The organism is Tundrisphaera macrotermitis (genome assembly GCF_051175315.1).
Taxonomy (GTDB): Bacteria; Planctomycetota; Planctomycetia; order Isosphaerales; family Isosphaeraceae; genus Tundrisphaera.
This window is the reverse complement of sequence record NZ_CP195100.1, coordinates 1,521,773-1,548,029: the sequence shown is the minus strand read 5'-3', so window position 1 is coordinate 1,548,029 and position 26,257 is coordinate 1,521,773. Positions and strand designations below refer to the sequence as shown.

The 26,257-nt window shown below is 70.3% G+C and carries 22 protein-coding genes; 13 read left to right on the top strand and 9 right to left on the bottom strand.

What is annotated here, in order from left to right:
- Positions 1 to 25 precede the first annotated feature (25 nt).
- The 6 genes from mfd to TA3x_RS06525 all read left to right on the top strand — a co-directional run bounded on the left by mfd (position 26) and on the right by TA3x_RS06525 (position 8,410).
- Positions 26 to 3,319 (top strand): transcription-repair coupling factor, encoded by a 3,294-nt coding sequence (gene mfd / locus TA3x_RS06550; RefSeq protein ID WP_435019465.1) that lies wholly within the window; start codon positions 26 to 28, stop codon positions 3,317 to 3,319.
- 147 nt (positions 3,320 to 3,466) lie between these two features.
- Complete coding sequence (locus TA3x_RS06545; protein WP_435019463.1) at positions 3,467 to 5,200, top strand: peptidyl-prolyl cis-trans isomerase; 1,734 nt, start codon at positions 3,467 to 3,469, stop codon at positions 5,198 to 5,200.
- Between the two features lie 701 nt (positions 5,201 to 5,901).
- Complete coding sequence (locus TA3x_RS06540; RefSeq protein WP_435019461.1) at positions 5,902 to 6,126, top strand: hypothetical protein; 225 nt, start codon at positions 5,902 to 5,904, stop codon at positions 6,124 to 6,126.
- A 108-nt stretch (positions 6,127 to 6,234) separates the two neighbouring features.
- Positions 6,235 to 7,275: a DUF1559 domain-containing protein gene (locus TA3x_RS06535; protein ID WP_435019459.1), complete on the top strand. Its 1,041-nt coding sequence runs from the start codon at positions 6,235 to 6,237 to the stop codon at positions 7,273 to 7,275.
- Positions 7,276 to 7,462: 187 nt separating this feature from the next.
- A complete protein-coding gene (locus TA3x_RS06530; RefSeq protein WP_435019457.1) occupies positions 7,463 to 7,612 on the top strand; it encodes a hypothetical protein in 150 nt (49 codons plus the stop codon).
- 84 nt (positions 7,613 to 7,696) lie between these two features.
- Positions 7,697 to 8,410 (top strand): DUF3179 domain-containing (seleno)protein, encoded by a 714-nt coding sequence (locus TA3x_RS06525; RefSeq protein WP_435019455.1) that lies wholly within the window; start codon positions 7,697 to 7,699, stop codon positions 8,408 to 8,410.
- A 43-nt stretch (positions 8,411 to 8,453) separates the two neighbouring features.
- On the opposite strand, the gene TA3x_RS06520 is transcribed toward TA3x_RS06525, so the two are convergent.
- Genes TA3x_RS06520 through TA3x_RS06510 form a run of 3 tightly spaced genes read right to left on the bottom strand, consistent with a single transcriptional unit; the run spans position 8,454 to position 10,156 of the window.
- Complete coding sequence (locus TA3x_RS06520; RefSeq protein WP_435019453.1) at positions 8,454 to 8,708, bottom strand: hypothetical protein; 255 nt, start codon at positions 8,706 to 8,708, stop codon at positions 8,454 to 8,456.
- 19 nt (positions 8,709 to 8,727) lie between these two features.
- Positions 8,728 to 9,447: a metallophosphoesterase gene (locus TA3x_RS06515; protein WP_435019451.1), complete on the bottom strand. Its 720-nt coding sequence runs from the start codon at positions 9,445 to 9,447 to the stop codon at positions 8,728 to 8,730.
- Positions 9,448 to 9,481: 34 nt separating this feature from the next.
- Positions 9,482 to 10,156, bottom strand: a complete 675-nt coding sequence (locus tag TA3x_RS06510; RefSeq protein WP_435019449.1) for an MBL fold metallo-hydrolase — start codon at positions 10,154 to 10,156, stop codon at positions 9,482 to 9,484.
- 516 nt (positions 10,157 to 10,672) lie between these two features.
- On the opposite strand from TA3x_RS06510, the gene TA3x_RS06505 reads away from it, so the two are divergent.
- The 5 genes from TA3x_RS06505 (at position 10,673) to purH (ending at position 16,535) form a co-directional block, all read left to right on the top strand.
- The gene (locus tag TA3x_RS06505; protein ID WP_435022303.1) at positions 10,673 to 11,548 is read left to right on the top strand and encodes a DUF1571 domain-containing protein; all 876 of its coding nucleotides are present in this window, start codon (positions 10,673 to 10,675) and stop codon (positions 11,546 to 11,548) included.
- 369 nt (positions 11,549 to 11,917) lie between these two features.
- Positions 11,918 to 12,448, top strand: coding sequence for a ribosomal protein S18-alanine N-acetyltransferase (gene rimI, locus TA3x_RS06500; RefSeq protein ID WP_435019447.1), 531 nt, complete (start codon positions 11,918 to 11,920; stop codon positions 12,446 to 12,448).
- A 181-nt stretch (positions 12,449 to 12,629) separates the two neighbouring features.
- Positions 12,630 to 13,430 carry a hypothetical protein gene (locus TA3x_RS06495; protein WP_435019445.1) on the top strand — a complete coding sequence of 267 codons (801 nt, stop codon included), beginning with the start codon at positions 12,630 to 12,632 and terminating at the stop codon, positions 13,428 to 13,430.
- A 166-nt stretch (positions 13,431 to 13,596) separates the two neighbouring features.
- On the top strand, positions 13,597 to 14,850 hold the full coding sequence (locus TA3x_RS06490) for a PQQ-binding-like beta-propeller repeat protein (protein WP_435019443.1): 1,254 nt from the start codon (positions 13,597 to 13,599) through the stop codon (positions 14,848 to 14,850).
- A gap of 86 nt (positions 14,851 to 14,936) precedes the next feature.
- Positions 14,937 to 16,535 (top strand): bifunctional phosphoribosylaminoimidazolecarboxamide formyltransferase/IMP cyclohydrolase, encoded by a 1,599-nt coding sequence (gene purH / locus TA3x_RS06485; protein WP_435019441.1) that lies wholly within the window; start codon positions 14,937 to 14,939, stop codon positions 16,533 to 16,535.
- A 95-nt stretch (positions 16,536 to 16,630) separates the two neighbouring features.
- On the opposite strand, the gene TA3x_RS06480 is transcribed toward purH, so the two are convergent.
- On the bottom strand, positions 16,631 to 19,471 hold the full coding sequence (locus TA3x_RS06480; protein ID WP_435019439.1) for a hypothetical protein: 2,841 nt from the start codon (positions 19,469 to 19,471) through the stop codon (positions 16,631 to 16,633).
- 257 nt (positions 19,472 to 19,728) lie between these two features.
- Here TA3x_RS06480 and TA3x_RS06475 point away from each other — a divergent pair, with 257 nt between their 5' ends.
- Positions 19,729 to 20,238: an FHA domain-containing protein gene (locus TA3x_RS06475; RefSeq protein WP_435019437.1), complete on the top strand. Its 510-nt coding sequence runs from the start codon at positions 19,729 to 19,731 to the stop codon at positions 20,236 to 20,238.
- A 172-nt stretch (positions 20,239 to 20,410) separates the two neighbouring features.
- Here the strand turns inward: TA3x_RS06475 and csrA are convergent, their stop codons facing one another.
- The 5 genes from csrA to TA3x_RS06450 all read right to left on the bottom strand — a co-directional run bounded on the left by csrA (position 20,411) and on the right by TA3x_RS06450 (position 24,385).
- A complete protein-coding gene (gene csrA / locus TA3x_RS06470) occupies positions 20,411 to 20,677 on the bottom strand; it encodes a carbon storage regulator CsrA (RefSeq protein WP_435019435.1) in 267 nt (88 codons plus the stop codon).
- Positions 20,678 to 20,800: 123 nt separating this feature from the next.
- Positions 20,801 to 21,274 carry a flagellar assembly protein FliW gene (gene fliW / locus TA3x_RS06465; protein WP_435019433.1) on the bottom strand — a complete coding sequence of 158 codons (474 nt, stop codon included), beginning with the start codon at positions 21,272 to 21,274 and terminating at the stop codon, positions 20,801 to 20,803.
- A gap of 373 nt (positions 21,275 to 21,647) precedes the next feature.
- Positions 21,648 to 22,952, bottom strand: coding sequence for a PmoA family protein (locus tag TA3x_RS06460; protein ID WP_435019431.1), 1,305 nt, complete (start codon positions 22,950 to 22,952; stop codon positions 21,648 to 21,650).
- A gap of 42 nt (positions 22,953 to 22,994) precedes the next feature.
- Positions 22,995 to 23,282, bottom strand: coding sequence for a hypothetical protein (locus tag TA3x_RS06455; protein ID WP_435019430.1), 288 nt, complete (start codon positions 23,280 to 23,282; stop codon positions 22,995 to 22,997).
- Between the two features lie 179 nt (positions 23,283 to 23,461).
- A complete protein-coding gene (locus TA3x_RS06450) occupies positions 23,462 to 24,385 on the bottom strand; it encodes a DUF1571 domain-containing protein (RefSeq protein ID WP_435019428.1) in 924 nt (307 codons plus the stop codon).
- A 282-nt stretch (positions 24,386 to 24,667) separates the two neighbouring features.
- Here TA3x_RS06450 and thiC point away from each other — a divergent pair, with 282 nt between their 5' ends.
- Complete coding sequence (gene thiC / locus TA3x_RS06445) at positions 24,668 to 26,011, top strand: phosphomethylpyrimidine synthase ThiC (protein WP_435019427.1); 1,344 nt, start codon at positions 24,668 to 24,670, stop codon at positions 26,009 to 26,011.
- Positions 26,012 to 26,257 lie beyond the last annotated feature (246 nt).

The window sequence follows — 26,257 nt, the reverse complement described above, 5'->3', positions numbered from 1 at the left end:
GCACCAGGAACGCAGCGGCATCATCATGGCGAAATCCGCGACCTCAGCCCGTCCCGCGCCGTCCTCGCCCGCACCCGCCGCGCCCGGGCGGGAGCTGAAGGAACTGACCCGCCTGATCCAGAAGGCGCCGGGGTTCCCGGAGGTCCTGGCGGCGCTCAAGAACGGGCGGAGCGCCACGATCGACGGGGCCTGGGGATCGGCGGGGCCGCTCGCGGCCGCGGCGGCCGGGCTCCACGCGCCGAAGACGCTGGTGATCGTGGTCGCCCACGTCGGCGATGCCGACGACTTCCGCGACGACGTGGCCACCTTCGCCGGGATCATGCCCGAGATGTTCCCGGCCTGGGACCGCCTCCCGCGCGAGGCCGGGCCGGGCGACGAGATCTACGGCCGGCGTCTGCGGGTGGTCAAGGCGCTGGCCGGGCCGACCCCGCCCCGGTTCGTGGTCGCGCCGATGCAGGCGTTTCTCCAGCCGGTGCCGGGCCGGGAGATCCTGCGGAAGTCGTCCCGCAAGATCGCGGTGGGCGATACCATTCGCGTCGAGGAACTGGCCGGGTGGCTGGTCGAGCGGGGAATGAATCGGGTCGAGGTGGTGGAGGTGGCCGGGGAGTTCAGCCTCCGGGGCGGCATCCTCGACGTCTTCTCGCCCGACGCGGTCGATCCGTACCGGATCGAGTTCTTCGGCGACGAGGTCGAGTCGATCCGCCCGTTCGACGCTGGCACCCAGCGCTCGCTGGGCCGCGAGAAGGAGATCGAGCTGACCGTGGCCCCGGCCTTCGACGGCGACGACGCGAAGGGGTTCGCCCACGCCGCCGACGCCTTCCCCGAAGGGACCTGGGTCGCCCTGGTGGAGCCGGCCGACCTCCGCGAGGAGGCCAAGCATTACCTCGGGCGGCTGGAAGACCCGCGCGGGCTGTTCACGGCCGAGTCCACCTTCGCCCGGCTGGTCAAGCACCCTTCGATCACGCTCGCCACGCTGTCGGCGGCCTCCCTGGAGGCGACCTGCCACCTCCGGATCGAGAGCATCGAGCGGTTCTCCGGCGAGCTGGCCAAGGTCAAGGTCGAACTCGACCAGGCCTCCGGCGGGGACAAGGTCCTGATCGCCTGCCACAACCCCGGCGAGATCGACCGCCTGCGCGAGGTCTTCGCGGAGACGGTGATCGCCCAGAGCGGCCGGCTCCAGCTGACCGTGGGGCGGGTCCGCGCCGGGTTCCACCTGATCGACGCCCAGACCCTGGTGATCGGCGACCACGAGCTGTTCGCCCGCGCCGACGTCCGACGCCCGGCAACCCGGCGGCGGTACGAGACCCGGGCCATCGACAGCTTCCTGGACCTGGCCGAAGGGGATCTGGTCGTCCACATCAACCACGGGATCGCCCGCTATCGCGGCCTCCAGCTGGTGAAGCGTGGCAACGACCACGACGAGGAGACTTTGCTGCTCGAATTCGCCGAGCAGACCAAGCTGTACGTGCCGATCGCCCGGATCGAGCTGGTCCAGAAGTATGTCGGCGGCGGCAAGGCCGAGCCCCCGCTCTCCAAGATCGGTTCGTCGGCCTGGGACAAACGGAAGAAAAGGGTCGCCGAGGCGGTCATCGACCTCGCCGGGGAGCTGATCGACATCCAGGCGGCGCGGGCCAGCCAACCGGGGATCGCCTACCCGGCCGAGGACAGCCACTGGATGACCGAGTTCGAGGCGGCCTTCCCCTACCAGGAGACGCCCGACCAGCTCGCCGCCATCGAGGCCCTGAAGCGCGACATGGCCGAGCCCCGGCCGATGGACCGGCTGATCTGCGGCGACGTCGGCTACGGCAAGACCGAGGTCGCCATCCGCGCCGCGTTCAAGGCGGTCGACGCCGGCAAGCAGGTCGCCGTGCTGGTGCCCACCACGATTTTGGCCGAGCAGCACCGCCGCAGCTTCGCCGCCCGGATGGCCGAATACCCGTTCGTGGTCGAGTCGGTCAACCGGTTCCGGCCCAAGTCGGAGGTCCGCGAGGTCCTCAAACGGACCAAGGCGGGCACCGTGGATGTGCTGATCGGCACCCACCGGATCATCCAGAAGGACGTGGCGTTCAAGGACCTGGGCCTGGTGGTGATCGACGAGGAGCAGAGGTTCGGCGTCGAGGACAAGGAGTGGCTCAAGTCGCTCAAGGCCACCGTGGATGTCCTGACCCTGTCCGCCACGCCGATCCCCCGGACCCTGCACATGAGCCTGCTGGGGATCCGCGACATCTCCAACCTGGAAACCCCCCCGCCCGACCGCAAGGCGATCGAGACGCGGATCACCCGGTTCGACCCGGAGACCGTGAAGCGGGCGATCCACCGCGAGCTGAACCGCGACGGCCAGGTCTACTTCGTCCACAACCGGATCCACGACATCGAGCAGGTCAAGGAGCGGATCCAGCAGCTGGTGCCCGAGGCCCGGATCGTGATCGGCCACGGCCAGATGGGGGCCGAGCCCCTGGAAAAGACGATGCTGTCGTTCCTCCGCCACGAGGCCGACATCCTCCTGGCCACGACGATCATCGAGAGCGGGCTGGACATCCCCAACGTCAACACGATCTTCATCAACGAGGCGGATAAATACGGCCTGTCGGACCTCCACCAGCTGCGCGGGCGGGTCGGCCGGTACAAGCACCGGGCGTATGCCTACCTGCTGCTGGAGTCGGACCGGCCGGTGACGCCGAATGCCGTCAAGCGGCTCAAGGCGATCGAGGAGTTCACCGAGCTGGGGGCCGGGTTCAAGATCGCGTTGCGCGACCTGGAGATCCGGGGCACCGGCAACATCCTCGGCCCCGAGCAGTCCGGCCACATCGAGAGCGTGGGCTACGAGCTGTATTGCTCGTTGCTGGAATCGGCGGTGCGGTCCTTGACCCACAAGCCGGAGCGGCAGGCGTTCGACTGCTCGATCGAGCTTTCCTGGCGGGCGTATCTGCCCAGGGACTACGTCCCCGCCCCCCGGGTGAAGGTCGAGCTGTATCGGCGGCTGGCCCAGGTGCGGAGCCTGGAGCGGCTGGAAGACTTCCGCAAGGAGCTGGCCGACCGCTTCGGCCCGCCCCCCCTGCCCGCCGAGAACATGCTGAGCGAGGCCGAGCTTCGGGTCCTGGCCGAGAAGTGGCAGTTGTCGCGGATCCACGTCGAGGGGGAATACGCCGTCCTCACCTACCGGATCGCCCGGCGGATCGAGGCCCTGGCCAAGCACCACCCCAGGCGGGTGCGTGTGGTGGACGACCGGACGGCGTACATCCCGCTGGACCTGGACGAGAAATCGCCCCGGGGTAGCGTGGTGGCGTCGATCCTCAAACCGCTCTTGCAGGTCGGCTGAGTCGCGGCTACGATCCCCGCGCCACGCGCCGGCCGGCGCGTCGGCCTCGCTGCTCGCCGGCTCGTCGGGCCCGGATGCTCCCCCTTCGACCGATCATCCAGCCGGCACTCATGCTGCCCCCCCACGGATCGGGTCGGAGGTTTGTCGATGGATCGACGTATCGTCTCGGGTTTCGCGTGCGTGGCGATCGTCGTCGGGGTCCGGGCGGAGACCGCCCATTCCCAGGTCATCGTGCCCCCGCCCCCGGCGCGGCTGCCGACCTCGCCCCTGTCGTCGCCCCCGGTCGGCTTCGAGCCGGTGGACTCGATCCGGTCGTCGATCAACGGCGGGTCGACGCTGACCACCGTGCCGGGCATCAGGCCGATCCCGAAGAAGGCGGTGAAGGCCGTGACGAGGCCCACCTACCCGCCGCCTCCGCCCGTGCCCGGGCCGGCCACGCTCGACCCGGCGACCGTCCCGTCGACCCTGGTGGATGGCGCGGACCTCGTCCTGCCGCCTTTGGAATCGACCGCGATGCCGGCCGGCCGCCCCGCCCCCTATGCCGGCCAGGTCCCGTCCTCGCCCCGGCTCCAGGCCGCGCCGGCGTCGGTCCCGTCGGGGGGCCGCCCCGCACCGTACGCGCAGGAGGTGCCCAGCCGGCCCCGTCCGCAGGCCCCGGCCCCCCGGCCGGCCGCGTCGGTGGCGCCCCCCGTCGAGCCCCCGGCCCCCGAGGCGGAACCCCCGGCCCCCGGCCCGGCCGCTGCCGTCGCCGACCCGTCCGAGCCGCCGACCGTGACCGTCGAGGCGCCCGCCGCGTCCGCGAAGCCCGGATCGATCGACCTGAACTTCATGCCGGCCTCGGTCCAGGAGATGACCTCGGCCCGCTCCAACGCCCGGGCCAGGTCCGCGCCGGTGGCCAGCCGCCGCGCGGCGGCGGTCGGCGAGGAGGTCATCACCATGCACGAGCTGGAGATGGCCGTCAACGACATGATCCGCAAGCACGGGCAGGGGCAGCAGCCCGACCGCGCGACCCTGAACCGCCTGGCGGCGCAGACGCTGGACATGCTGATCGAGGAATCGCTGATCAACCAGGTCGCCAAGCGGAAGATGGGCAAGAGCGCCAAGTCCCAGACCATGTTCAACGAGTACGCCGAGCGGAAGTTCCGCGAGGCGGAACTGACCCCCCTGCTCCGCAGCACCGCCTCGTCCAGCGAGTACGAACTGAACAACAAGCTGATGGCCGAGTCCGGCCGCACGGTCAACGAGCTGCGCGAGGCGTTCCGCCGCAAGCTCACGGCCCAGGAGTTCCTCTGGAACGAGATCCGCACCAAGGTCAGCGCCGACGTGTCGGAGATGCGCGACTATTACAATGAACACCTGGCCAACTTCGACCGCCCCGCCCAGGTGACCTGGCGCGAGGTCGAGGTCGACATCGGCAAGTCGCCCGACCGCGCGACCGCCCGCCAGAAGGCCGACGCGGTGCTCGACCGCCTGAGGCGCGGGGAGGACTTCGAGGTCGTGGCCCGGTCCGCCAGCGACGGGGCGACCAAGTCCAGGGGCGGGCTCTGGGAGACCACCCCGGGCGGGTTCGCCGACCCCGTCGTCAACCACGCCCTGGACACCCTGCCGATCGGCCAGATCAGCCAGGTCCTGGAAGGCCCGACCTCGTTCCGGATCGTCCGGGTCGAGGGCCGGCGCGAGGCGGGGCCGGCCCGGTTCGACGAGGTCCAGGACCAGATCAACAAGGCCGTGTTCGAACGGAACTACGACCGGGCCCGCGACCGCTACCTGGCCAAGCTCCGCAAGGAGAACCTGGTCATCACCATCTTCGACAAGACCGCCAGCGACCCCGCCGCCTATCGACAGTCCGACCCGTCCGTCCAGGCCTCCTCCGCTCGCTGAGCGTCCGCAAATCGTCCGTCGGTCGGCCAAGGCGTCGCCTGCGGCCCGGGATGCTGGTCCAGGCGACGGACGGGCGATCCGCCCCTCCGGCGGGCCGGATCCGAGGGGCCCCACCCAGTGTGCCCCCGACGAGTCATCACGGTCGTGTCCTCCGCCTGGACAGGCTCGGCGCCGGACCGCACCACCATCGCGGTTCGGCCCGATCATCCGCACGCAGGGCGTCGCCGGCCCCGGGACATCTGCCCGCGGCATCCCCTCGGCCGATCGTCGTCGCCTCGCCGCGGTGGCAGGTCGGAGTTCGATCAATCGGACGCGGCGATCCCCCCTGACTCGGGGATCGGGACGGCGTCTCTGTGCCCCGGCCGGGTTGATTCATCCGGGGCCATTGCACGCATCAGGACGGGGATGAATTCGCCTCGAAAGGCCAAGGCGTTGGTCGTTTTACGGCTACGGCAACGATATTTTTTCTTTCTCTCTTTTCTGCCACTCCGGGGTGACAAATCAGGTAGGTTATTTTTCTGGTTTTCACTTTCTTTTCATTTGCGCCGCCCGGTAGACTCCTCCGACATCTCTATAGAATCGGTCTCATTTAGCGTTATCGGCCGAGGGCCGTGATCGTGCTCGCGCGGGGCTTGGATTGCCCGACCTGGCGGGCTCGACCTTGCTGCGCGCCCCTTCATAAATACCGGAGATCTGCACTGATGAGGCAGAGTCGAATCACGGATGCCGTGCGCTTCCGGCGGGTTGGCCAGTGGGCCTTCACGGCCATCATTTCCTGCTCCGTTTCCGGGATGCTCGCCGGGTGCGGCGGGTCGAGTCACCAGACGGGCGAGATGGTGCAGGCCGATCCCATCGTCCAGCAGCAGGTGAAGTCGATGTCCGAGTACTACAAGACCAACCCGCCGGGCAAGGCCCGGAGGAAATGAACACCGGGGTGTGGTGACACGCGAGCGGCCCGTCCCGCCGGCGTCCCGCAGCCCGGCCAGCCGTGCGTCGATCCGTCCGTCCGTCCTCATTCACTCGTGAGGTAGCCCATGCTCAGACCGATTCGCAGGCGTGGTTTCACGCTGATCGAACTCCTCGTCGTCATCGCCATCATCGCGGTGCTCATCGCCCTCCTGCTGCCCGCCGTGCAGGCGGCCCGCGAAGCGGCGCGGCGGTCCCAGTGCGTCAACAACCTGAAGCAGATCGGCCTGGCCCTGCACAATTATCATTCGGCCGTCGGTACATTCCCGATGGCATCGACGCCCCAGCCCTTCGACGTCGGCGGCACGCCCGACGGGTGGTCGGGCTGGAGCGCCCAGGCGCTGCTGCTCCCGTACATGGAGCAGACGCCGATCTACAACTCGATCAACTTCAACTGGGCGAGCCCGACCCGCGGGTCCGGCGCCGCCTTCCTGATCAACTCGACCGGCTACAACACCAAGATCAACAGCCTCCTCTGCCCCTCCGACGCCAACGCGGGGGTGTCGAACATCAACAGCTACCACGCCAGCCAGGGGACCACGACGCAGATCGTGCCCCAGAACACGACCGGGATGTTCGCCTACATCCAGTCCTACCCGATCGCGGCCGTCACCGACGGGACCTCCAACACCATCGCGTTCGGCGAGGCGCTCGTGGGCGACCAGAACCCCGAGCTGAAGAAGCTGAGCAATGCGACCGGCAACGCAGGCGGAGGCGGCCAGGCCGCGGACAAGCTCGACATCTCCGGGATGCTCACGCAGGTCCAGGCGGACCTGGTCACCTGCACGGGTTGGTTCATGGCACCCGGCGGTTCCACCGGGGGCCGCGGCTCGCGGTGGGGCTGGGGATCGATGGGGGCCAGCATCTTCAACACGGTGGTGCCTCCCAACGGCGGCGGCAAGGTGAAGTGGGGCGCGTGCCGCATGGATTGCTGCGTCAACGCGAACCACGACCACTACACCAATGCCACCAGCAATCACAGCGGCGGCGCCAACTTCGTGATGGGCGACGGCAGCGTCCGCTTCATCAAGGAGACGATCTCGTTCCCGACGTACTGGGCGATCGGCACCCGCGCCAATGGCGAGGTGGTCAGCTCCGACTCGTACTGATCGCGCCAACGATCTCTCACGGGGCCGCGGCCCGGTCGTCGACCGGGCCGCGGCCATGTCCGCCCGATGTCAGGGGCTTCCAGAAATCCTCGGGGCAAAATGCATGGAACCCGCCGAGCCTCCCCCACTCGAAGTCCCCGCGCCCGGGGCCGCCGGCGACCCGCCCGCAAAAGGCGGCGTCCGCACCATGGCCACCATCGTGCTGGGGTTCCTGGCGGTCGCAGTCCTGGGCCTCGTGATCTTCTATTTCGCCGAGCAGGCCTTGCTGAAGTCGTGGTCCCGCCAGACCGAGGCCGTCCCGGCACTCCCCCCGCCCATGGGCGCGCTGATCGGATGAGATGAATCGTCGCGTCGCCGTGGCCTGGCCCGTGCCGGGCCGCGGCGATTCTCGTTTCCAGGACACTCAACCGGGATGACTGCCGTGGACACTGGCGAGACCCCGTCCGCACCTCGTGGCTTCCGCTCCCGGGCGGCCCTCCTGGTGGGATCCGTACTCCTGGCATCGCTGGGGGTGGGGGGATTCTATCTCTCCGAACAGGCGAAGTTGCGGGACTGGTCCCGGAAGACGGAGACCGTCACCCCGCTGCCGCCGAACCGGGTCGGATTCATGGTCCCGGGCGTGGTGACGCCCCCGATGCGACCGCCGGCCGAGGCGGGGCTGCCCGACGACGCCCCGGTCATCGGCGTCGTGGCGGGCGGGCAGGCGCGGGCCTACGCCCTGAGTTCGATGGGGGCGCCGACGCGACACATCGTCAACGATGTCGTGGGCGGCCTGCCCGTCACGGTCACCTATTGCGACCTCTCCGACTGCACGCGGGCGTTCGCCGTGCCGGGGAAGGCGGACCCCCTCGACATCTCGCAGGCGGGGACCTTCGGCGACGAGATGCTGGTCAAGATCGGCCACGTCACCTACAAGCAGGCGACGGGCGAGGTTTATGAGCCCGACCCGGGATACCCCGCGGTGCCCTTCCCCTACCCGGAATATCCGCTGGTGAGGACGACGTGGGGGGAGTGGAAGGCCCGTCACCCGGGGACCGCCATCTACGTCTACCGCGACGGCGATCCCAACCCCCGGCCCGGCGACCCCCTGCTCGGCTCCTCCGCACCGATACCGATCTCACCCGGCGGCCGCTGAGGCATCGGCCGTCCGGTCCCGCCGAACGTCCGAGGACGTCCGTTCAGCGGTTGCGATGTCGCTTCCGGGCCGCGACGATCGACTGGATGACGAACAGGACGAACAGGCCCCCGAACGAGCTGGCCCAGATCCAGGGGGAGTCCATCCAGCCGGCCCCCCGGTAGATCATCAGGGCCGGGGCCCCGGCGTAGACGAGAACGGCCAGGATCCCCCAGAGGAACGGGTTCAGGTCCTGGATGTCGGCGAACTTGGCGAAGATCACCCCCGCCGAGCCGGCGATCACGGCGATGCACTCCATCCGCAAAATCTCCCCGAGTTCATCGCCGCGACACGGACGCCGCCCGGTCGACCCGGAGCGGGCGGAAGCCGACCGCGTCGGCCGGGACGCAACAATAGCGGACGCCCCGGACGTCCCCCTGGACGGCCAGCGACCACTGCCCCTGGATGTGGAGGTGGCCGTAGACCACCGCCGTGACCCCGGCCCGCTCGAACCGCTCGACGCACGGGCCCGGACGGCGGTGCTGGTCGAACGGCGGATAGTGCCACAGGACATAGAGCGGATCGCCCGGGTTGCGGATCGCGGCCGCCTGCTCCAGCGCCCGGTCGAGTGCGGCCAGCTCGCGGACGGTCGCGGGGTCGCGATCCGGGTCGACGTCGTCCGGCGGGACCGGGGCCCCCAGGGTCCCGCACACCACGATGCCGCCGACCGAGATGGCATCGCCGCCGACGGCCCCCAGGCTCTTGCGGAGCATCGGCCGGACCTTCTCGACCCCGTTCCACCAGCCGTCGTGGTTGCCGGCCGAGAGGATTTTGACCCCAGGAAGGCGGTCGAGCCAGGCGAGGTCGGGTTGGAGGTCGCGATGGTTGCGGGCCATCGAGATGTCGCCGGGCAGGAGGACCAGGTCCTCGTGCTTCACCGCCTCGCGCCAGTTCTTCTCGACCCGGTCGGCATGGTCCCGCCACCGGGCGGCGTAGCGCTCGCGGCGGTCGGGCTGCGCCATCGACAGGTGGAGGTCGGCGATCGCCCAGATGGCCATTGGCTTCTCGTCCCGATCCCGGCCCTGCCCCGCCTCAGTCGAGGCGATAGGCGCCGGGCTGCTCGCCGACGAAGGGGTTGGTCCGCCTCTCGGCGCCGATGGTGGTGAGCGGCCCGTGCCCGGAGAACACCAGGGTGTCGTCGGGCAGGTCGAGCAGCCGGGCCTTGATCCCGGCGAGGAGCCCGGGACCGTCCCCGCCCAGGTCGGTCCGGCCCACCGACCCGGCGAACAGGACGTCCCCGACGAACGCCAGGGCCGGGTCCTCGTCGCGATCGATGAAGACGACCGAGCCGGGGCTGTGGCCGGGGATCTCGCGGACCTCGAACCGGAACCCGGCCACGTCGATCGTCTCGCCGTGGAGCAGGAGCCGATCGGCGGGCGGGCTGACCAGGTCCTGGCCGAACGGGCGGCTGAGGTTGGCCTCGGGGTCGGTCAGCAAGGGGCCATCGTTGACGCCGATCCAGAGCGGGGCATCGGGGAAGGCGGCCTTGATCGCCGCGTTGCCGGCGATGTGGTCGGCGTGCCCGTGCGTGTTCAGGATCGCCGCCGGGGTCAGGCCCTCGCGGCGGAGCAGGTCGAGGATCGCCCGCGTGTCGAACCCCGGGTCGATCACGATCGCCTGGGTCGACCCCTTGCGCCGGAGCACGTAGCAGTTCTGGGCGAACAGGGCCGACTCGATCATCTCGATGACGTAATTCGGATCGGGCATGGACGGGGTTCTCGCGGGGATTCGGGGCCGACCGATCATGGTGACTGCGGCCGCCCCCGGTTGCAAGGGGAGTCCAACGGGCCGGTCCCGGGAAGGTTCGGGTTGACCTTCGCGAAACGGGCGGCTTGTTGTAAATTTCTCGGGCGAGCCTGCAAATATGACAAGATCCCGACCTGCGGAACCGCGAAACGACGGCCGACGATCGTCGCGTCCCGGAGAATCGTCGCGAGCCGCAGTTTTCGAGACGCCCGGCCCGTTGGCCCGCATCTTGCGATGATAAAGTTGATCATTGCGATGTGGGGCCGTCGATCTTCCACGCCGTCATCACTTCCACCCGGAGCCCCGGCCTTCCCAGGCCCATCGGGGCGACGCCACGCTCGCGATCCTGGCTGCCGCCGTCCACCTCGCCCGAGCTCGGAGACAGGACCCCTCATGGCTGACCTCATCGGACGCGATATGGAACACTCCGGGAGCGGGCGACCCCAGGGAGGGTGGCCGGCATCGGGCATTGCCTTGATGTTGATGCTGGGCTGCTGGTCGGCGCCGGCCGGCACCGGCGAGGCGTCCGGGCCCCCGCCCGCCGGCGCGGAAGCCGCCCCGCCCCGCATCGCCGCCGCTTCGCGCGAGAACTCCGGAGCCAAGGGGGCCGACCTGGCGGCCAGGCCGCTCGGGACCGATGCGAGGGCCGAGCCCGAGGCCGAGGCGATCGACCGCGCCAAGAGGGCGATCGCCGACTGCCAGGAGCGGTTCCAGTCGGTGAAGGATTACACCTGCAAGTTCTACAAGCGCGAGCGGATCGACGGCCGGCTGGTCAAGCCGCACATCATGGAGATGAAGTCGCGCACCGCACCGCTCAGCTTCTACTTCAAATTCGAGCAGCCGAATGCCGGCCGCGAGGCGATCTACGTCACCGGGAAGAACCGGGGCAGGGTCTACGCCCACGACGTGGGGCTGGGCCGGATGCTCGCCGGGACCATGAACCTCGACCCCAGGGGGTCGATGGCGATGGAGGAGAATCGCCACCCGATCACCGAGGCCGGCATCGGCGCCCTGATCGAGACGGTCCGGCAGCGCTGGGACATCGAACTCCACCCCGGCGAGGCCCGGATCGCCTTCCACCCCTCCGCCAGCGTGGACCAGCGGCCCTGCCTGCTGATCGAGACGATCCACCCGTCTCGGCAGGATGACTTCCTGTTCCACAAGGTGAAGCTCTACATCGACCGCGAGCTGGGCCTGCCCATCCGGTTCGAGGCCTACGACTGGCCCAAGAAGCCGGGCCTGGAGCCGGAGCTGGTCGAGGAGTACACCTACGCGAAGCTCCGCGTGAACGTGGGGCTCCTGGAGCGGGACTTCGACCCCAACAACCCCCTCTATTCGTACGGCCGGTTCTGATCCCGGGCCGTCGGGACCGGCGCCGTCGATTTCCTCCCTGCAAACCTCACGACGGGGCATCCGCCGGCCGATAAAGACCCCACGCGAGTCCGCTCGGGAGGCCGTACGCGACCTTTCCGGATGCGTGAAGGGCGCGGGGTAAGCGGTCTAGCCAGGGTCCAGGGCCTTGGCTATGATCCGCCTCGATCCGGGCGGGAAAAACCCCCGCCCCTGCCGGGCCCCGACCCGATGGATCGGCCCGGGGCCCCGCCCCGAAAAACGCCTCGCTCGCCGCCGTCAGGATGATGCGGGTCTGCCCGATGACGAACACCTCCCCACGCAGCGGGGTCGGTCTCGTCCGTCCAAGCCAAGTCCATGGAAGGAGGCTCGATGAGCACGGTCCCGACCAGCAACACCCAGGTCCGCGTCCATATCCGTTGGATGATCCGGCGCGACATGCCCGAGGTCCTTGCGATCGAGCACGCCGGCTTCGAATACCCCTGGTGCGAGGAGGAATTCCTCCGCGTCCTCCGCCAGCGGAACTGCATCGGGATGGTGGCCGAGGTCGGCGAGCGCGTCGTCGGCTTCATGATCTACGAGCTGCACAAGAACCGCCTGAACGTCCTGGACTTCGCCGTCCAGCCGGAGCACCGCCGCAACGGGGTGGGACGCCAGATGGTCGAGAAGCTCGTCGGCAAGCTGTCCAGCCACCGCCGGACCAAGATCGTCCTCCACCTCCGCGAGAGCAACCTCCCCTCGCAGCTGTTCTTCCGCGACCAGGGCTTCAAGGCCGTCGAGGTCGTCCGGGAGCACTTCCAGGACACGGGCGAAGACTCGTACCTGATGAACTACGTGCTGGATGAGGCCGTCTCCGACGAGCCGACCCCGGTCAACCGGATCGCCAAGCAGCTCGGGCACTGAGCCGACCGGCCGGCGATCACGCCGCAACATCGAGGGCCGTCGGGCCGGGTCGCACGACCCGGCCCGACGGCCCTCGTCGCGCATCCCGCGCCGGCTCGCGATGGATTTTCGGCCGGAGGGCCGCGATAATTCGGGGGAGATCGAGCCGCCCACACGCCCCCGGAGCCGGATGGAATTTTCGATGAGCGAGCCTGCCCCGGCCGGATCCCTGGAACATTGGATCGAGCGGCTTACCCTGCGGATCGAGGCCGAAAGCCGGCGGGCCGACCTCCTGGAGGCGCGGGTTATCCCCCTCCTGGAACGGATCGCGGCCGCCCTGGAAGGTTCGGGGCCGGCCGTCGCGCCGGCCGGCGGATCCTTCCAGGAAGGACGCGCCTCCGCCTCGGCCCGGTTCCGCGAGGCCCTGAAGCTCGGGGACTGGGAGGCCGCCGAGGCGATCCTCGACGGCTTCCCGCCCGACGATCCGTCGGTCTCCGGGATGGCCGACCAGCTCGCCCGGGCCCGTGGGGCGATGGTCGAGGACCTGCACGCCCGCCTGGAGGCCGCGCGGTCGGTCAACGACGTGGAGGGGGCCCTGGGGATCCGGGGCCAACTGATCCCCCTTCTCGAACCCGCCGCGCACCGGGAGATCGACCAGGTCCTGGTGAAGTGGCTGATGGGGCTGATCCATCGGCGGCTCCGGGGCGGCACGATCCGGGCCGACGTGGCCGAGCTGGCCGCGACGGTGGCCGCCCTGTTCGGCGGCACGAGCGAGGGGGCGAGCCTCAAGGCCGCCCTCCCGACCCTCCGGAGGAGCGCCGGCCTCTGCCCTCGCTGCGGCGCCCCGCACGTCGGCGAGGAAGACCTCTGCCCGAAGTGCCAGGCGGAAGCCGCCCCGGCGGCCGGGCCGTTCGACGCGGGCGCCCCGGAGGCGGACGAGGACGACCCGGGCGAGGTCGAGCCGCTCGACCTGAATAATGAGCGGAACTGGGAAACGAGCTGAGGTTTCTCCGCCGGCCAACTTGACTCGACACCGGGCGGAGGCAAGGATGGATGATTCTGCGATGCCCCACGCCATTCGCGCGGGCGGGGCGTCGGGGACGGGCCCGGGCTGGGCCCTCCCGGACCGGGTTACGGCCCCTCCTTACCGAGAGATCGTGAGGTTCGTCATGCCGCGTCGACTCGCCCTGGCCTGCGTCGGCCTGATGCTCGCCGCCGCGACCGCCAGGGCCCAGGCCCCCATCGCCTCCGGGGCGATCCCCTCCCGGACGGCGCTGTCCCGGATCGGGCTCGATATGCACTGGGCCGCCGTGGTCCCGCTCCAGGGGGCCGAGAAGGTCACCTCGCTGAGCATCGATTCCGGCCTGGTCTTCGCCCAGACCAACCTGGCGAACTTCTTCGCCTTCGACGGCGAGTCGGGCCGGATGCTCTGGAGCGCCCACCTCGGGCGCGTGACCACGCAGTCGTTCCCGGCGGCGGTCAACTCGTTCGGCGTCTTCGTCACGAATTCCAATCGCCTGTTCGCCCTGGATCGCCGGACCGGCGGCCAGATGTGGTCGCAGGAGCTGTCCGATACGCCTTCGTGCGCCACCGCCGCCAACGAGACGCGGGTCGTCGTCGGGCTGGAGTCGGGCAAGCTCGCCGGCTACGACGCGAAGACCGGGGCGACCGACTGGTTCTTCTCGACCAACGCCCGAATCTCCTCCCGGCCCCAGTTGACCGAGCGTGTGGTGGCCGTCGGCAGCCAGGACGGCAAGGTCCTGGTGTCGCGGAGCGAGAAGTACGTCCAGCTCTATCGCTTCGCGACATCCAACAAGATCGTCGCCCCGCTGGCCAACTACGGTATCCGGACGCTCCTGATCCCCTCGACCGACCACGTGCTCTACGCCGTGGACCTGTTCACCGGGCAAGAGCTCTGGAATCACGCCTCGGGCTCGGCCATCGTCCAGGAGCCCCTGGTCGCCGACAAGGACATCTTCCTCGTCAACGAAGCCGGCGAGCTGTCCGCCCTCGACGCGGAGACCGGCCAACCCCGATGGGCGATCTCGACGCTGGGGGGCCGGATCCTGTCCGTCAGCGGCACGAAGCTCTACCTGGAGACCCACGACGACGACCTGTTCGTTGTCGACCGGGCCACCGGCAAGACGATCTTCGACCCGAGGATGACCTACCAGCGCAGCGGGGTGAACCTCCGCGACTTCACGCTGGGGATGACCAACCGGTTCGACGATCGCCTCTACCTCGGGATGAAGACCGGGCTGCTGATCTGCCTCCGCGAGTCGGCCCAGGTCCGGCCCCGGCTGCTCCGCGACCCCAACGCCAAGCCGTTCGGGTACATCCCGCCGGAAGGTTATCCCAACCCGGACGCCCCCCAGCCCATCCCGTCGGCCGAGCCGGCCGCCGAGGCCCCGGCCAATCCCTGATCGCCATCGGCGAGGATTCGCCGATCGATCGCGTTCGTCTCATCGGGTGGGCGTGGCCCACCCGTTTTTCGTTTCGGAGAGGGTCAATGAAGGACGAGGTTGTTCCGATCCGCCGTGCCCTGTTCAGCGTGTCCGACAAGGCGGGCCTGGTGGATCTGGCCCGGGAGCTAGCGGCCCGGGGCGTCCAGTTGCTCGCCAGCGGCGGGACCCGCACCGCCCTGACGGACGCCGGCCTCGAAGCCGTCGAGGTTTCCGCCTACACCGGCCAGCCCGAGATCCTGGGCGGGCGCGTCAAGACGCTCCATCCCCGGCTCCACGGCGGCATCCTCGCCCGCCGCGACGTCCCCGAGGACCTCGCGGCCCTGGAGGCGCAGGGCTTCGAGCCGATCGACCTGGTGGTCGTCAACCTCTACCCCTTCGAGTCCACCGTGGCCCGCCCCGGGGTGACGTTCGAGGAGGCGGTCGAGAACATCGACATCGGCGGCCCGAGCCTGATCCGGGGCGCCGCCAAAAACCACGCCCACGTCGCCGTGCTGACCGACCCGGCCCAGTACCGCGAGCTGATCGAGCAGCTCCGCTCCTCGGGCGGGACGACGCTGGAATTCCGCCGCAAGCTGGCCCGCGACGTCTTCACGCTCTCCGCCCGCTACGAGCGGGCGATCGCCGACTACCTGTCTCGGGGTTCGGAGGAGACGCCCGCCGCCGAGCCGTTCCCCCCGACCCTCTCGCTCCGGTTCGAGCGGAAGGCGGTCCTGCGGTACGGGGAGAACCCGCACCAGCGTGCGGCCTTCTACGGGGAGTCCGGGCCGGGCGGGGCCAACCTCGCCACCGCGTCGATCCTCCACGGCAAGGAACTGTCGTACAACAACCTGCTGGACCTCGACAGCGCCCTGAGGCTGATCCGCCACTTCGCCGAGCCGGCCGCGACGATCCTCAAGCACAACAACCCCTGCGGGGCGGCCGTGGCCGGCGACCTCGCCGAGGCCTTCGAACTGGCCTACGAGGGGGACCCGGTCAGCGCCTTCGGCGGGATCGTCGGCCTGAACCGGACCGTCGATCGCGCCACGGCCGAGCGGATGGCCACGCCCAACCGCTTCCTGGAAGCGATCGTCGCCCCCGGGTTCGATGAGGATGCCCTCAAGATCCTGACCACCAAGCCGACGTGGCGGAACAGCGTCCGGCTGGTCGCCATCAATGCCCCGATCGGCCCCGACGCCCCCCCGCCCTCGGGGTTCGACCTCCGGCGGGTGGAAGGCGGGATGCTGGTGCAGGACTGGGACGCGATGGAGCCCGACCCGGCCTCCGGGACCGTCGCCACCAGGCGTCAGCCCACCGCCGAGGAGCGGGCGTCGCTCGGCTTCGCCTGGCGGGTCTGCCAGGCGGTGAAGTCCAACGCGATCGTCCTGGTGCGCGGGACCCAGCTGATCGGCGTCGGTGCCGGCCAGATGAGCCGGCTCGACTCGGTGCGGATCGCCGTGGAGAAGGCCGGCGAGAAGGCCCGCGGCGCGGTCCTCGCCTCCGACGCCTTCTTCCCGTTCCGCGACGGCCCGGACGTGGCCGCCAAGGCGGGCGTCACGGCGCTGATCCAGCCCGGCGGCTCGAAGCGCGATGCCGAGACGGTCACCGCCTGCGACGAGCAGGGGCTGGCCATGATCCTCACCGGGCGTCGCCACTTCCGCCATTGATCCGCGGCCGAGGATGATAGCGTCGAGGGCCGGCCCCGGAATCAACCGGGGCCGGCCCTCGTTTCATCGGCCAACTCGAAAAGCTTGCGGGCGGATCAACGGCGTCCGCCCCCGCCACCGCCGCCGCCACCGGGTCGGCCACCGCCCCCGCCACCGCCGCCCATGCGGGGTCCGCCGCCGCTGAATCCGCCCGGCGACCCTCCCATGCGGGGTCCGCCGCCGCTGAATCCGCCGCCAGGACGGCCGCCGAACCCTCCGCCCGGGCTGGCCATCCCTCCGCCGCGGTTGATGCCGCCCATGGCCGGGGCCCCGCCGAATCCGCCGCCGGGCCGGCCCATGCCGCCCATGGCCGGGCCACCGGCGAATCCGCCGCCGGGCCGGCTCATGCCGCCCATCGACGCCCCGCCCGGCCGGTTCAAGCTGCCGGCCCCGGCGAAGTTGGGATTGAGGCGGGGGGAGAAGCTGTTGGTCGGACGCGGCGCCGCCAGGGCCCCCCCGCCAAGTCCGCCCACTCCGGCGCCGGGATTGGGCCGGGCCGCACCGATGTTAGGCCGCGGCGCCCCCGCGCCGAGATTGGGCCGCGGCGCCCCTGCGCCGAGGTTGGGCCGAGCCCCGCCGAGTGGGCTGGGATTGCCTCGGCCACCGCCCAGGTTCGGGTTCCCGCCGATCCCGACATTCGGCGATCGGTTCAAACCCTGGAGTCCGTTCAGGTTGTTGCCCGACAAGCCGGGCGTCCGGTTGATCCCGCCCATGGTCCCCTGGGGCCGGTTCAGGTTGCCGCCGGTGAATCCCTGCAAGGGATTCGACCCCACGCCCGAGCGGGCGAAGTTGTTCTGCGACGGGCCTCCCCCCGGGCCGGGCCGGCCGAGGTTGGGCGAGTTCCCGGGCCTGAGAGTGTTGAGGCCGCCGGGGGTGCTCCGATTGCCGAGGTTCGCGGGGTTGCCGCCCCTCTGGAACGAGTTGATCGAGTTCTGCATCGGGCCGGAGAGCGTCCCGTTGGGACGGCCGATGGGGCCGGAATTCGACCCCGAGCTGAAGGCAGGCCGGGCCGTGGTGTGATTCACCGTGTTGCGGCGGACCCCGTTGTAGCCGGGAGTCCAGTTCGACGTGTTGGGGGCGATCCCGCGATTGGGCGTATTCGCCGCCGTGTTGGGCCCCCGGAACGCATTGCCGTAGGGCCGCGATGCCGCCGGCGGCAGGGAGGCCGGGTTCCGCAGCATCCGCGACAGGTCGCTGGGATTGCCGACGTGGTTGACGAACGAATTGCGCGCGACCGGCTGCTTCGGGTTCCGATTCACGACCCCGGTGTTGATCGTGGCATTCCGGACGGCGTTGTTCACGAGATTCTGGTTGGGGAAGCCCGGCCGGACGCCCCCGGGTCGGCCGCCGCCGTTCCAGTTGCCGGGCCCGCCGCCGCCGTTCCAGTTGCCCTGGCCGGGGCCCCGACCCGGCTGATGGCCGGGGTAGAACGGAGGACGATGGTGATTGTCGTTGCGGCCGTACCAGTTGCGGCCGCCGTATCCGAACCGATTATACCCGCCAAACCCGCCATAGCCGCCGTACCCGGGGAAGAAGCCGAGCCCATAGCCCAGCCCGCCGAGATAGCCGAGGCCGCCGAATCCCAGGCCACCGAGGTAGCCGGGATAGTATCCGGTGCCGAACCCGCCGTAGTACGATGAGCCGAACCCGTACGCCAGGTTGGTGAACAGCCCGCCCAGCAGGCCGCCCCCGAATCGCCCGAAACCCAGCCCACTGCCCCCGTAATAGCCGGGGTAATAACCCAGGCCATAGCCCCCCACGGCGGTGCTGATGTAGTTGGCACCGGCATAGGTGTTGTACGGGTAGTCCAGGTAGCCGTAGTAGGTGCCGAGGTTGCCGTAATTGGCATAGCCGTAATAGTTGCCCGACTCGTCGAAGTAGCAGCCGGGATAGCCATCATAGTAGGAGTTCGGCCGGCCGAACGCCCCGTAGAGCTGGCCGAAGGTCTCGGGGGTCACCTGGGTCACGGGCTGGTAGGTGACGCCCTGCTGACGGGCCTCTTCGGAGACCAGCGCGGGGGCGAACAGGGTGCCGCGATCTTCGAGCGTCCGGTCCCAGTACCCTTCCTGGAAAGCCCAGCCTTCGGGCTGGCGGACCCACTGCGCGGGGACCCAGGCCCAATCGGGCTGGGACTTGGCCCAGTAGCCCTTCTTCCAGACCACGCCGTCGCCGTCCGGGGCATAGTGTCCCGGGATGTAGAAGTAGTCCTCGCCGGGGGACTTGCCCACCTCATCCGGGGGATGGGTGGTCGGCGGGCCATCCTTGCGCCAGTCGATCCGATCGGTCTGGCGATCGCTCCAGAAGCCCGGGACGCGGGACCAGCCCTGCTCGTCGCGTTTCCAGTAGCCGTTCACCCAGAACCGGCCGGGCGGCGGGATCCGATAGGTGCCGGTCGCCCAGACGAAATCCTTCTTGCCGGCATCCCAGACCCAGTAGCCCGGGATCCAGACGGCCCCGGGATCGGTGGGCTCGACCCCGGGGCGCTCTTCGAGCGGCGCGGGCGGGGCCTTGGGGACGTGTTCGGGCTCGCGGTCGCGGACCGGCGACAGGAACGCCTCGTGGAGCGGGCCCTCGGCGGCCGGCTTGACCGGCCTGGTGTCCGGCTCGACCGGCGCGTTGTAGTCGGGGATGCCCGTCTCGGTCGTGGCCGCGGCGAGGTCGGTCGACGGCGCGGCGGCCTCGGCCGGCTTCACGTCGTCGAGCGGGGCCAGGGTGGTCGGTCCCGTGGCCGCGGGGGCCGGCTGCATGCCGGTGGGAGCGACGAGGTCGATCGCGGGTGGATTGGAAGGGTCCGCCGCGGGGCGATCTTGACCCCACGCGGATGCCGAGGCCAGGCCGCCGAACAGGAGGGCGGCCCCCATGCCTCGGCGGATCATCGGGGTCGAGATGGACATCATGTGGTGCTTCGCTCCGCAGGGGACGCGCCCGGCGACACGCGGGGCCAGTCCCTATTCCATCCTACGAATCCCGCGCCAGATTGGTTGGGCAACATCTCGAAAGCGTGGGAAAAGCCCCGGCCGGCGCCGGGGATCTGTCCATTCCGGGCGGTCGGTTGCTTCCGTGCCACGACAGAGATGGTGCTTTCGACTCCCGGGTATATAATTCCGAGCGAGTGCGGGACGCGTCCGACTTTCCGAGAACGCCGAGGTCGGTGATGAAGGCCGAACTGATCCCGATCGCCGGCGGCCCGCCGATCCCGATCACCCGGGACGTGACCGTCATCGGGCGTCGCTCCTACTGCGACGTCGTGCTGGATGACCCCAGCCTCTCCAAGCGACATTGCCTGGTGGTCAAGACCGACGGCCTGCTGGTGATCCGCGACCTGGCGACCACCAACGGCACCAAGGTCAAGGGGCAGAAGATCCGCTGGGCGGCCCTGCTCCCGGACGATCGGATCAGCTTCGGCCGGTGCAAGTTCCGGGTCTACCTCGGGCCCGACAACCTCCCCTCCCCGTCGGAGAAGGCGGGCCAGGGCGTGCAGCCGACGGCCGACCCCGCCGCGGCCGCGAAGCCGGCGGGGGTGCCTCCCGCGCCGACCCCGGCCCGGCGGCCGGCGAAGCCGATCGACGACGACATCCCGCAGCTCAACATCGACGATCCCACCTGGCTGAGCGGCCTGGGGGGCGAGGCGGACGCGTCGAACCTGATGATCGACCTGGACTGAGCCGGCGGCGAGGGCCCGGACCGCCCCCCTGCCCCGACCTCGGGACGGCGAGGCGGTTCGAAACGACGTCGGACGCCCGGCCCCGATGACTCGGGGCCGGGCGTCCGGCGGATGAGGACGATCGCGGTGGCGAGGGCGAGACCCGAGGGTCAGCCCGCCGTCCTGGCGAGATTCAGACCCCTTCGGTCCGGGTGCGACGGATGTCGCGCCGGAGCGGAGGGACCAGGTTTTCAAGCTGGCGGGCTTCCTGGGGATCCAGTCGGCTCGCCTGCTTGTTCTCGCGTTGGATGGCCTCGTACACCTCCTGGCGGTGTACCGAGATTTCGATCGGGGCCGCGATCCCCAAGCGAACTTTATCGCCCCGGATATCCACCACGGTGATGACGATGTCATCGCCGATGATGATGCTTTCGTCGCGGTGTCGGGACAGGACCAGCATTTTCTAGGCTCCTTCCTCCAGCCAACCAGACCCATGACCGTCCATGGTCACGTTGCCCGGGCGATCGGGGTTACCTCGACGGGGCTCGGGATGGGACGTCGCCGGCGAGGCCGGCCGCGAGCATCACGCCGTGGCCCGCAGGGGGGCCGGGGCGTGCAGCAGGGTGGGTGCCTGGGCGTGGGCGGCCAGGGGGTATCTCACCGCGTAGCGGCTGGACGTCAGCACGAGTTGCCGGCCGAGCCGACGCATCGGGTTGAAGACCAGCGGCCCCTGGAGGTTGACCGTGAGGCCGCCCCCGTCGCCGCGGTTGAGGATCACGTAGGTCAGCGCCGAGCGCTCCTCGTCCAGCTCCAGCGCCGCCCGGTCGCCCGGGCGGAGTTCCACCCGATAATCGCCGATCGCCAGGGGCGGGGCGATCAGGCCGAAGGCGAGTTCCGGCGCGGTTGCGCTTTGCAACCACGTCAGGCCGGCCGCGACCGGGTCTGGCAGCAGGACGAATTGCGTGAAGGCACGGAACCCGACCAGGCCGTCCGGGATGCGGAACAGATCCCCCTCCTGGACATGCATCATGCCGAAGCGGGTCGTGACGATGTTCACTTCCTGTTTCCCTTCTGTTCGTCGGGACGGGTCGCCGATGCGGGCCGGCCGAAGCCGACGCCGCCCCGCTCTCCCCGTCCGATCCGTCGGGTCTCGGACCCTCGGGACGACTCCTTTCACGCGCCGCGGCCGTTCCGGGCAGCGACGCATCCCGCGGACACAACCCCACCCCGAACTCCCGGCTCCCGCCGTTCATCCGAGGCAAGTTTGACCGGGTTTTGTATCGTCCCGGACCCCGAGCCCGGCCCACATCGCGGCGGGGGAAATGGCCGCGTCGCGGCCTGTTGGACCGGCTGGTCCGGTCGCTCCGGTCGTGACGGCTGCGGGGCCTCTGGCCGGGCCGCCGCAGGTGCGCCCGGGCACCCCAAAACGATCAATCCGCGACCGGTTCGACGACCACCCTCGGTGGGTGGGCGAAGTCGCGCCAGACGCGCTCGTCGAGGCCGCGATCCGGGCGTCCGTCGTGGATCAGGACGCGATACCGGAACGTCGTCGACGCGGTCGTCGACAGCTCCAGGGCCGCGTCATGGGCCGGGACGTAGCTGAAGAAGGGGAGGGTCGTGGGGTGGATCCGGACCACGGTCGGCGCGTGGGGATTGGTCGGGTGCTCGGCGATCATCGCCCCCGCATAGTCGGGCGACCCGTCGGCGATCGGCCCGGTCAGGTCGACCCACCGGGCGGGCTTCTGGTCGCCGTCCTTGCGATGCTTCCCCTCGCTGGTCAGGACATCCAACGTCCCCTTCAGGAACGGGTCGGGGCCGCGATAGGCCATCCCCCCGTAGCGGTAGGGGGTCAGCGTGACCGGCCGGTCGGCCGCCTGCTGGCGGGACGTGAGGTCGAACATCCAGCACTTCGGGTCGGGCGACGGCAGGGCCTCGATCTCCCAGCGCTCGCGGAGGACGGTCCGGTGGGCCTTCGCCGGGCCGTCCTTGATGTCCCAGCGGTGGCGGCCGACGATCCGGGCCGAGACCGGGCCGGCGACCGCCAGGTCCAGGGCCTCGAAGAAAATCTTCCCCTTGTCGGTGTGGATGTTCCAGAAGTCGGCCTTGGCGTCCCCGACCTGGGCCGCGGCATACGCCAGGAAGAAGCCGCGGTGGTGCGGGTGCGCGGACGAGAAGTCGCCCGTGATCAGCGTGCCGGACGGCGTGTAGGCCGGGTGCAGGTAGGCGTCCCGGTCCTGGATTTCCTTGTACTTCGGGCTCGACACCGGCGCGGTGTTGTAGCGGAAGACCGGCCGGGCCCCCGACTTGAGGTCGATGGCGCCCGGCGTCGAGCGATCCAGGGTCCACGGACCCGCCGGGGGCGCCGGGGTGACGACGTCGAGCGAGAACCGGGCGGTGGCGCCGGCCGGCAAGGGGCGGGGGAGGATCCAGGTGGCCCGGGGCGGGACCTCCGGTTCGCCGGGATCGATGTCGAGCTGGACCGTCGTCGGGCCCCGCCCGGGCTCGTCGAGGTCGGCCATCGTCAGCGCGACCGGACCGGAGGCGAGGGCCTCGCGGACGGCCGGGCCGAGCCGGTCCCGCGGGATCGAGGCGTGGAGCGGCGTCCCCTCCCGCTCGTGTTCTCCGGCCTCGACGCGGATCGTGATCGGGCCGGCGGCCCGGGCGGGGGCCGACGCGAGGGCGAGCAAGGCCCCGGCGGCGAGCGCCAGCCGGGCCGGCAGGGGTGCGGACGTCATGGTGTGGGGATCCAGGGTGGTGCCGGTGATGCCCGTCGGGGATCAGGACCGATAATTCTCCTCCAGGCCCCAGAGGCGCTGGAGCTGGCGATCGCGCTTGCCCTGCTCGTAGCGGTAGATGCCGATCTCCTCCACGGACTCGCTGGGCAGCGAGACGTACGCCTCGCGCCGCGCCTCGGACTCGCGGAACACCTGGCCGAGGTGGTCGGAGCAGGCGTGCCCGTAGGTCTTCAACTCGGTGAACGCCCCGTCGCTCCAGGGGGCCGCGATCTTGTAGGTGGCGGGCTCGCGACAACCGGCCACGCCGCATCGGACGACCATCGAGGACATAGCGAAGACCTCCCGACGCATTCTCACCCGGCTGGGGTACTCGCCAGGATGCCAGAGCCGGGCGGCCGGGGCCAGTGCATTCGGCCGCCGGTTTCGGAAGCCGGGGCGGAATCCGCGTCGCCCGGCCCCGCGCCCCTGCCCCGCCGGGCGGGGGAGCGGGGGATGCGGACGGGCCCGGTTCAGAACCGATGGAACGCGTAGTCCGGGTTGGCGGGGTCGAAGTCGGCGGCCGTCGGCGTCGGGTCGAACCGGACGTTCTCGTAGGCGTAGCGCTCGGCGAGCAGCAGGTCGCCCCCCTGCCCCGGCTTCGGCCAGTCGTAGCTGCTGATCTGCGCCGGGTACATGGTTGTCGGGTCGTAGAGGACCTCGACGCGGGCGAACGGCCGCTCCGGGTTGGGGATCGTGTGCGTGTGGACCGAGCGGAGCCAGCGCCCGTCCTCGGTGCGGTCGAGGATGGTGCCGGCGTCGGAGTCCTGGAGGTCCATCCGGCGGAATGCGACCAGCCGGTTGGTCAGGTTCAGGAGCCCCGCCTCGGTGATCGGGTGGCGGTTGTCGGCCAGGGCCAGCGACGAGCCGGGGTCGATCGCCAGCCGGGGGACGAGCCGCCGGGTCCAGTCGCCGTTGTGGGCGATCACCTTGTTGTCGTGGTGCCCCTCGGCGAACACCACTTCCTTGCCCGGCCTGGGGGCCAGGAACTTGAAGTAGACGGCGAATGGCCGGTTGCGCAGCTTCATGGCCAGGGTCTGCTCGGGGAGCAGCTCCCCGCCGATCCGCTCCTGCTTGCGAAAGGTCGCGGTGTAGCCCTCGTGGCGGGCCAGGCGGGCCGCCGCCCGGTCCAGGATCGCGAGCAGCAGCGTCTTGGCCGGCTCTCCCTCCAGTCGGCCGTCGGGCCAGGCGGGCGCGACCTCCGCCGCGGGGGCGGCCGGGGCCGGGGTGGGCTCGGCGACGGGGCCCGTCCCGATCGCGGCGGGGTGGTCTTCCAGGGGGGCGGTGAACCACCACATCGCCCCGCCGACCAGGGAGGCCGGGACCAGGGGGGCGGCCAGCAGATATCGCCATCGGCGCGAGCGGGAGCGTTCCGGCTTCGATGTCGGGACGGTCATGCGACGGGGACTCCACGAGCGACAGGGGGGGCGAGCCCGTGATCGGGGGGCGGGATCGATGACGCATCGGGACGTCTCACGAGGGATTGTCGGCGGCGGGCCGCGTCCGATCCAGGGGAAATGACGCCGGATTGCCGCCCGCGCCCGGTTCGCATCGTCGGGGCGAATTGACCGGGGCGGGCCGCGAGACTAGGATGGAGCCTTGCCGGTGGCTGGGCCCGAATCGGCCCGGTCCATCCTGTCCCTCGTCCGCTCGGATCGCCGTCGGAGGTCGTTCGCGTCATGACGCAAATCGAAGAGGCTCGCAACGGTCGAATCACCCCCGAGATGGACTACGTCGCCCGACGCGAGTCGATCGAGCCCGAGCTCGTCCGCGACGAGGTCGCGCGGGGTCGGATGGTGATCCCGGCGAACCGCGAACACCTCAAGCAGGGCCTGGAGCCGATGGCCATCGGCATCAAGGCCACCTGCAAGATCAACGCCAACATCGGCAACTCCGCCGTCACGTCGGACGTCGACAACGAACTGGCCAAGCTCCAGATGGCCGTCAAGCTCGGCGCCGACACCGTCATGGACCTGTCCACCGGCGGGAACATCGACGCGATCCGCCGCCGGATCATCGCCGCCAGCCCGGTGCCGGTCGGCACCGTGCCGATGTACCAGGCGATCCAGAAGGTCAAGAAGGTCGAGGACCTGAGCGAACAAGACCTGATCGACATGGTCGAGCACCAGGCCAAGCAGGGCGTCGACTACATGACGCTCCACGCCGGGATCCTCCGCGACTACATCGGCCTGACCGCCCACCGGGTCACCGGCATCGTGTCCCGCGGCGGCTCGCTGATCGCCCAGTGGATGTTCGCCCACAAGAAGGAGAACCCGCTCTACACCCGGTTCGACGACCTGTGCGACATCATGCGCGAGTACGACGTGACCTGGAGCCTGGGGGATAGCCTCCGCCCCGGCTCGATCGCCGACGCCTCCGACGCCGCCCAGTTCGCCGAGCTGAAGACCCTGGGCGAGCTGACCCGCCGGGCCAAGGCCCGCGGCTGCCAGGTGATGGTCGAAGGCCCCGGCCACGTGCCGATGGATCAGATCCAGATGAACATGGAGAAGCAGGCCGTCGAGTGCGACGAGGCCCCCTTCTACGTGCTCGGCCCGCTGGTCACCGACATCGCCCCGGGCTACGACCACATCACCTCGGCCATCGGCGCGGCCCTGGCCGGCTGGCACGGCGCCAGCATGCTCTGCTACGTCACGCCCAAGGAGCACCTGGGCCTGCCCGAGGTCGAGGACGTCCGCCAGGGGGTCGTGGCCTACAAGATCGCCGCCCACGCCGCCGACCTCGCCCGCCATCGCCCCGGCGCCCGCGATCGCGACGACGCCATCAGCCGCGCCCGCTATCGGTTCGACTGGGAGGCCCAGTTCAACCTCTCGCTCGACCCGGAGACGGCCCGCCGGATGCACGACGAGACCCTGCCGCAGGACGCCTTCAAGACCGCCGCCTTCTGCTCGATGTGCGGCCCCAAGTTCTGCTCGATGCGGATCACCGAAGACCTCCGCCGCCAGGCCAACGAGGCCGCCGGCCTGGTCCAGGTCGACCTCGAAGCCGCCGTCGCCGGCCGCTGAACCCGCGGGCGGCCGGGAGGCAACGGGGGCCCGGCCCCCGACCTCCGGGCCGCCCCCCTCCCCCGCCGCCACAGTGCGAATGTCGCGGGGAGCCAGGACGCGGCGGCGCGATGGTTTCGCGGCCGCCGTTCCAACTCGTTCGCGGGCGTCTCGTCGGGTCGAAACCGGACGTGCGCCGGCGCTGTGAACGTAGCATCATATCCTGCGATGATGCAGGACTTCGGCGAGATCGGATGTTCGGCGTGT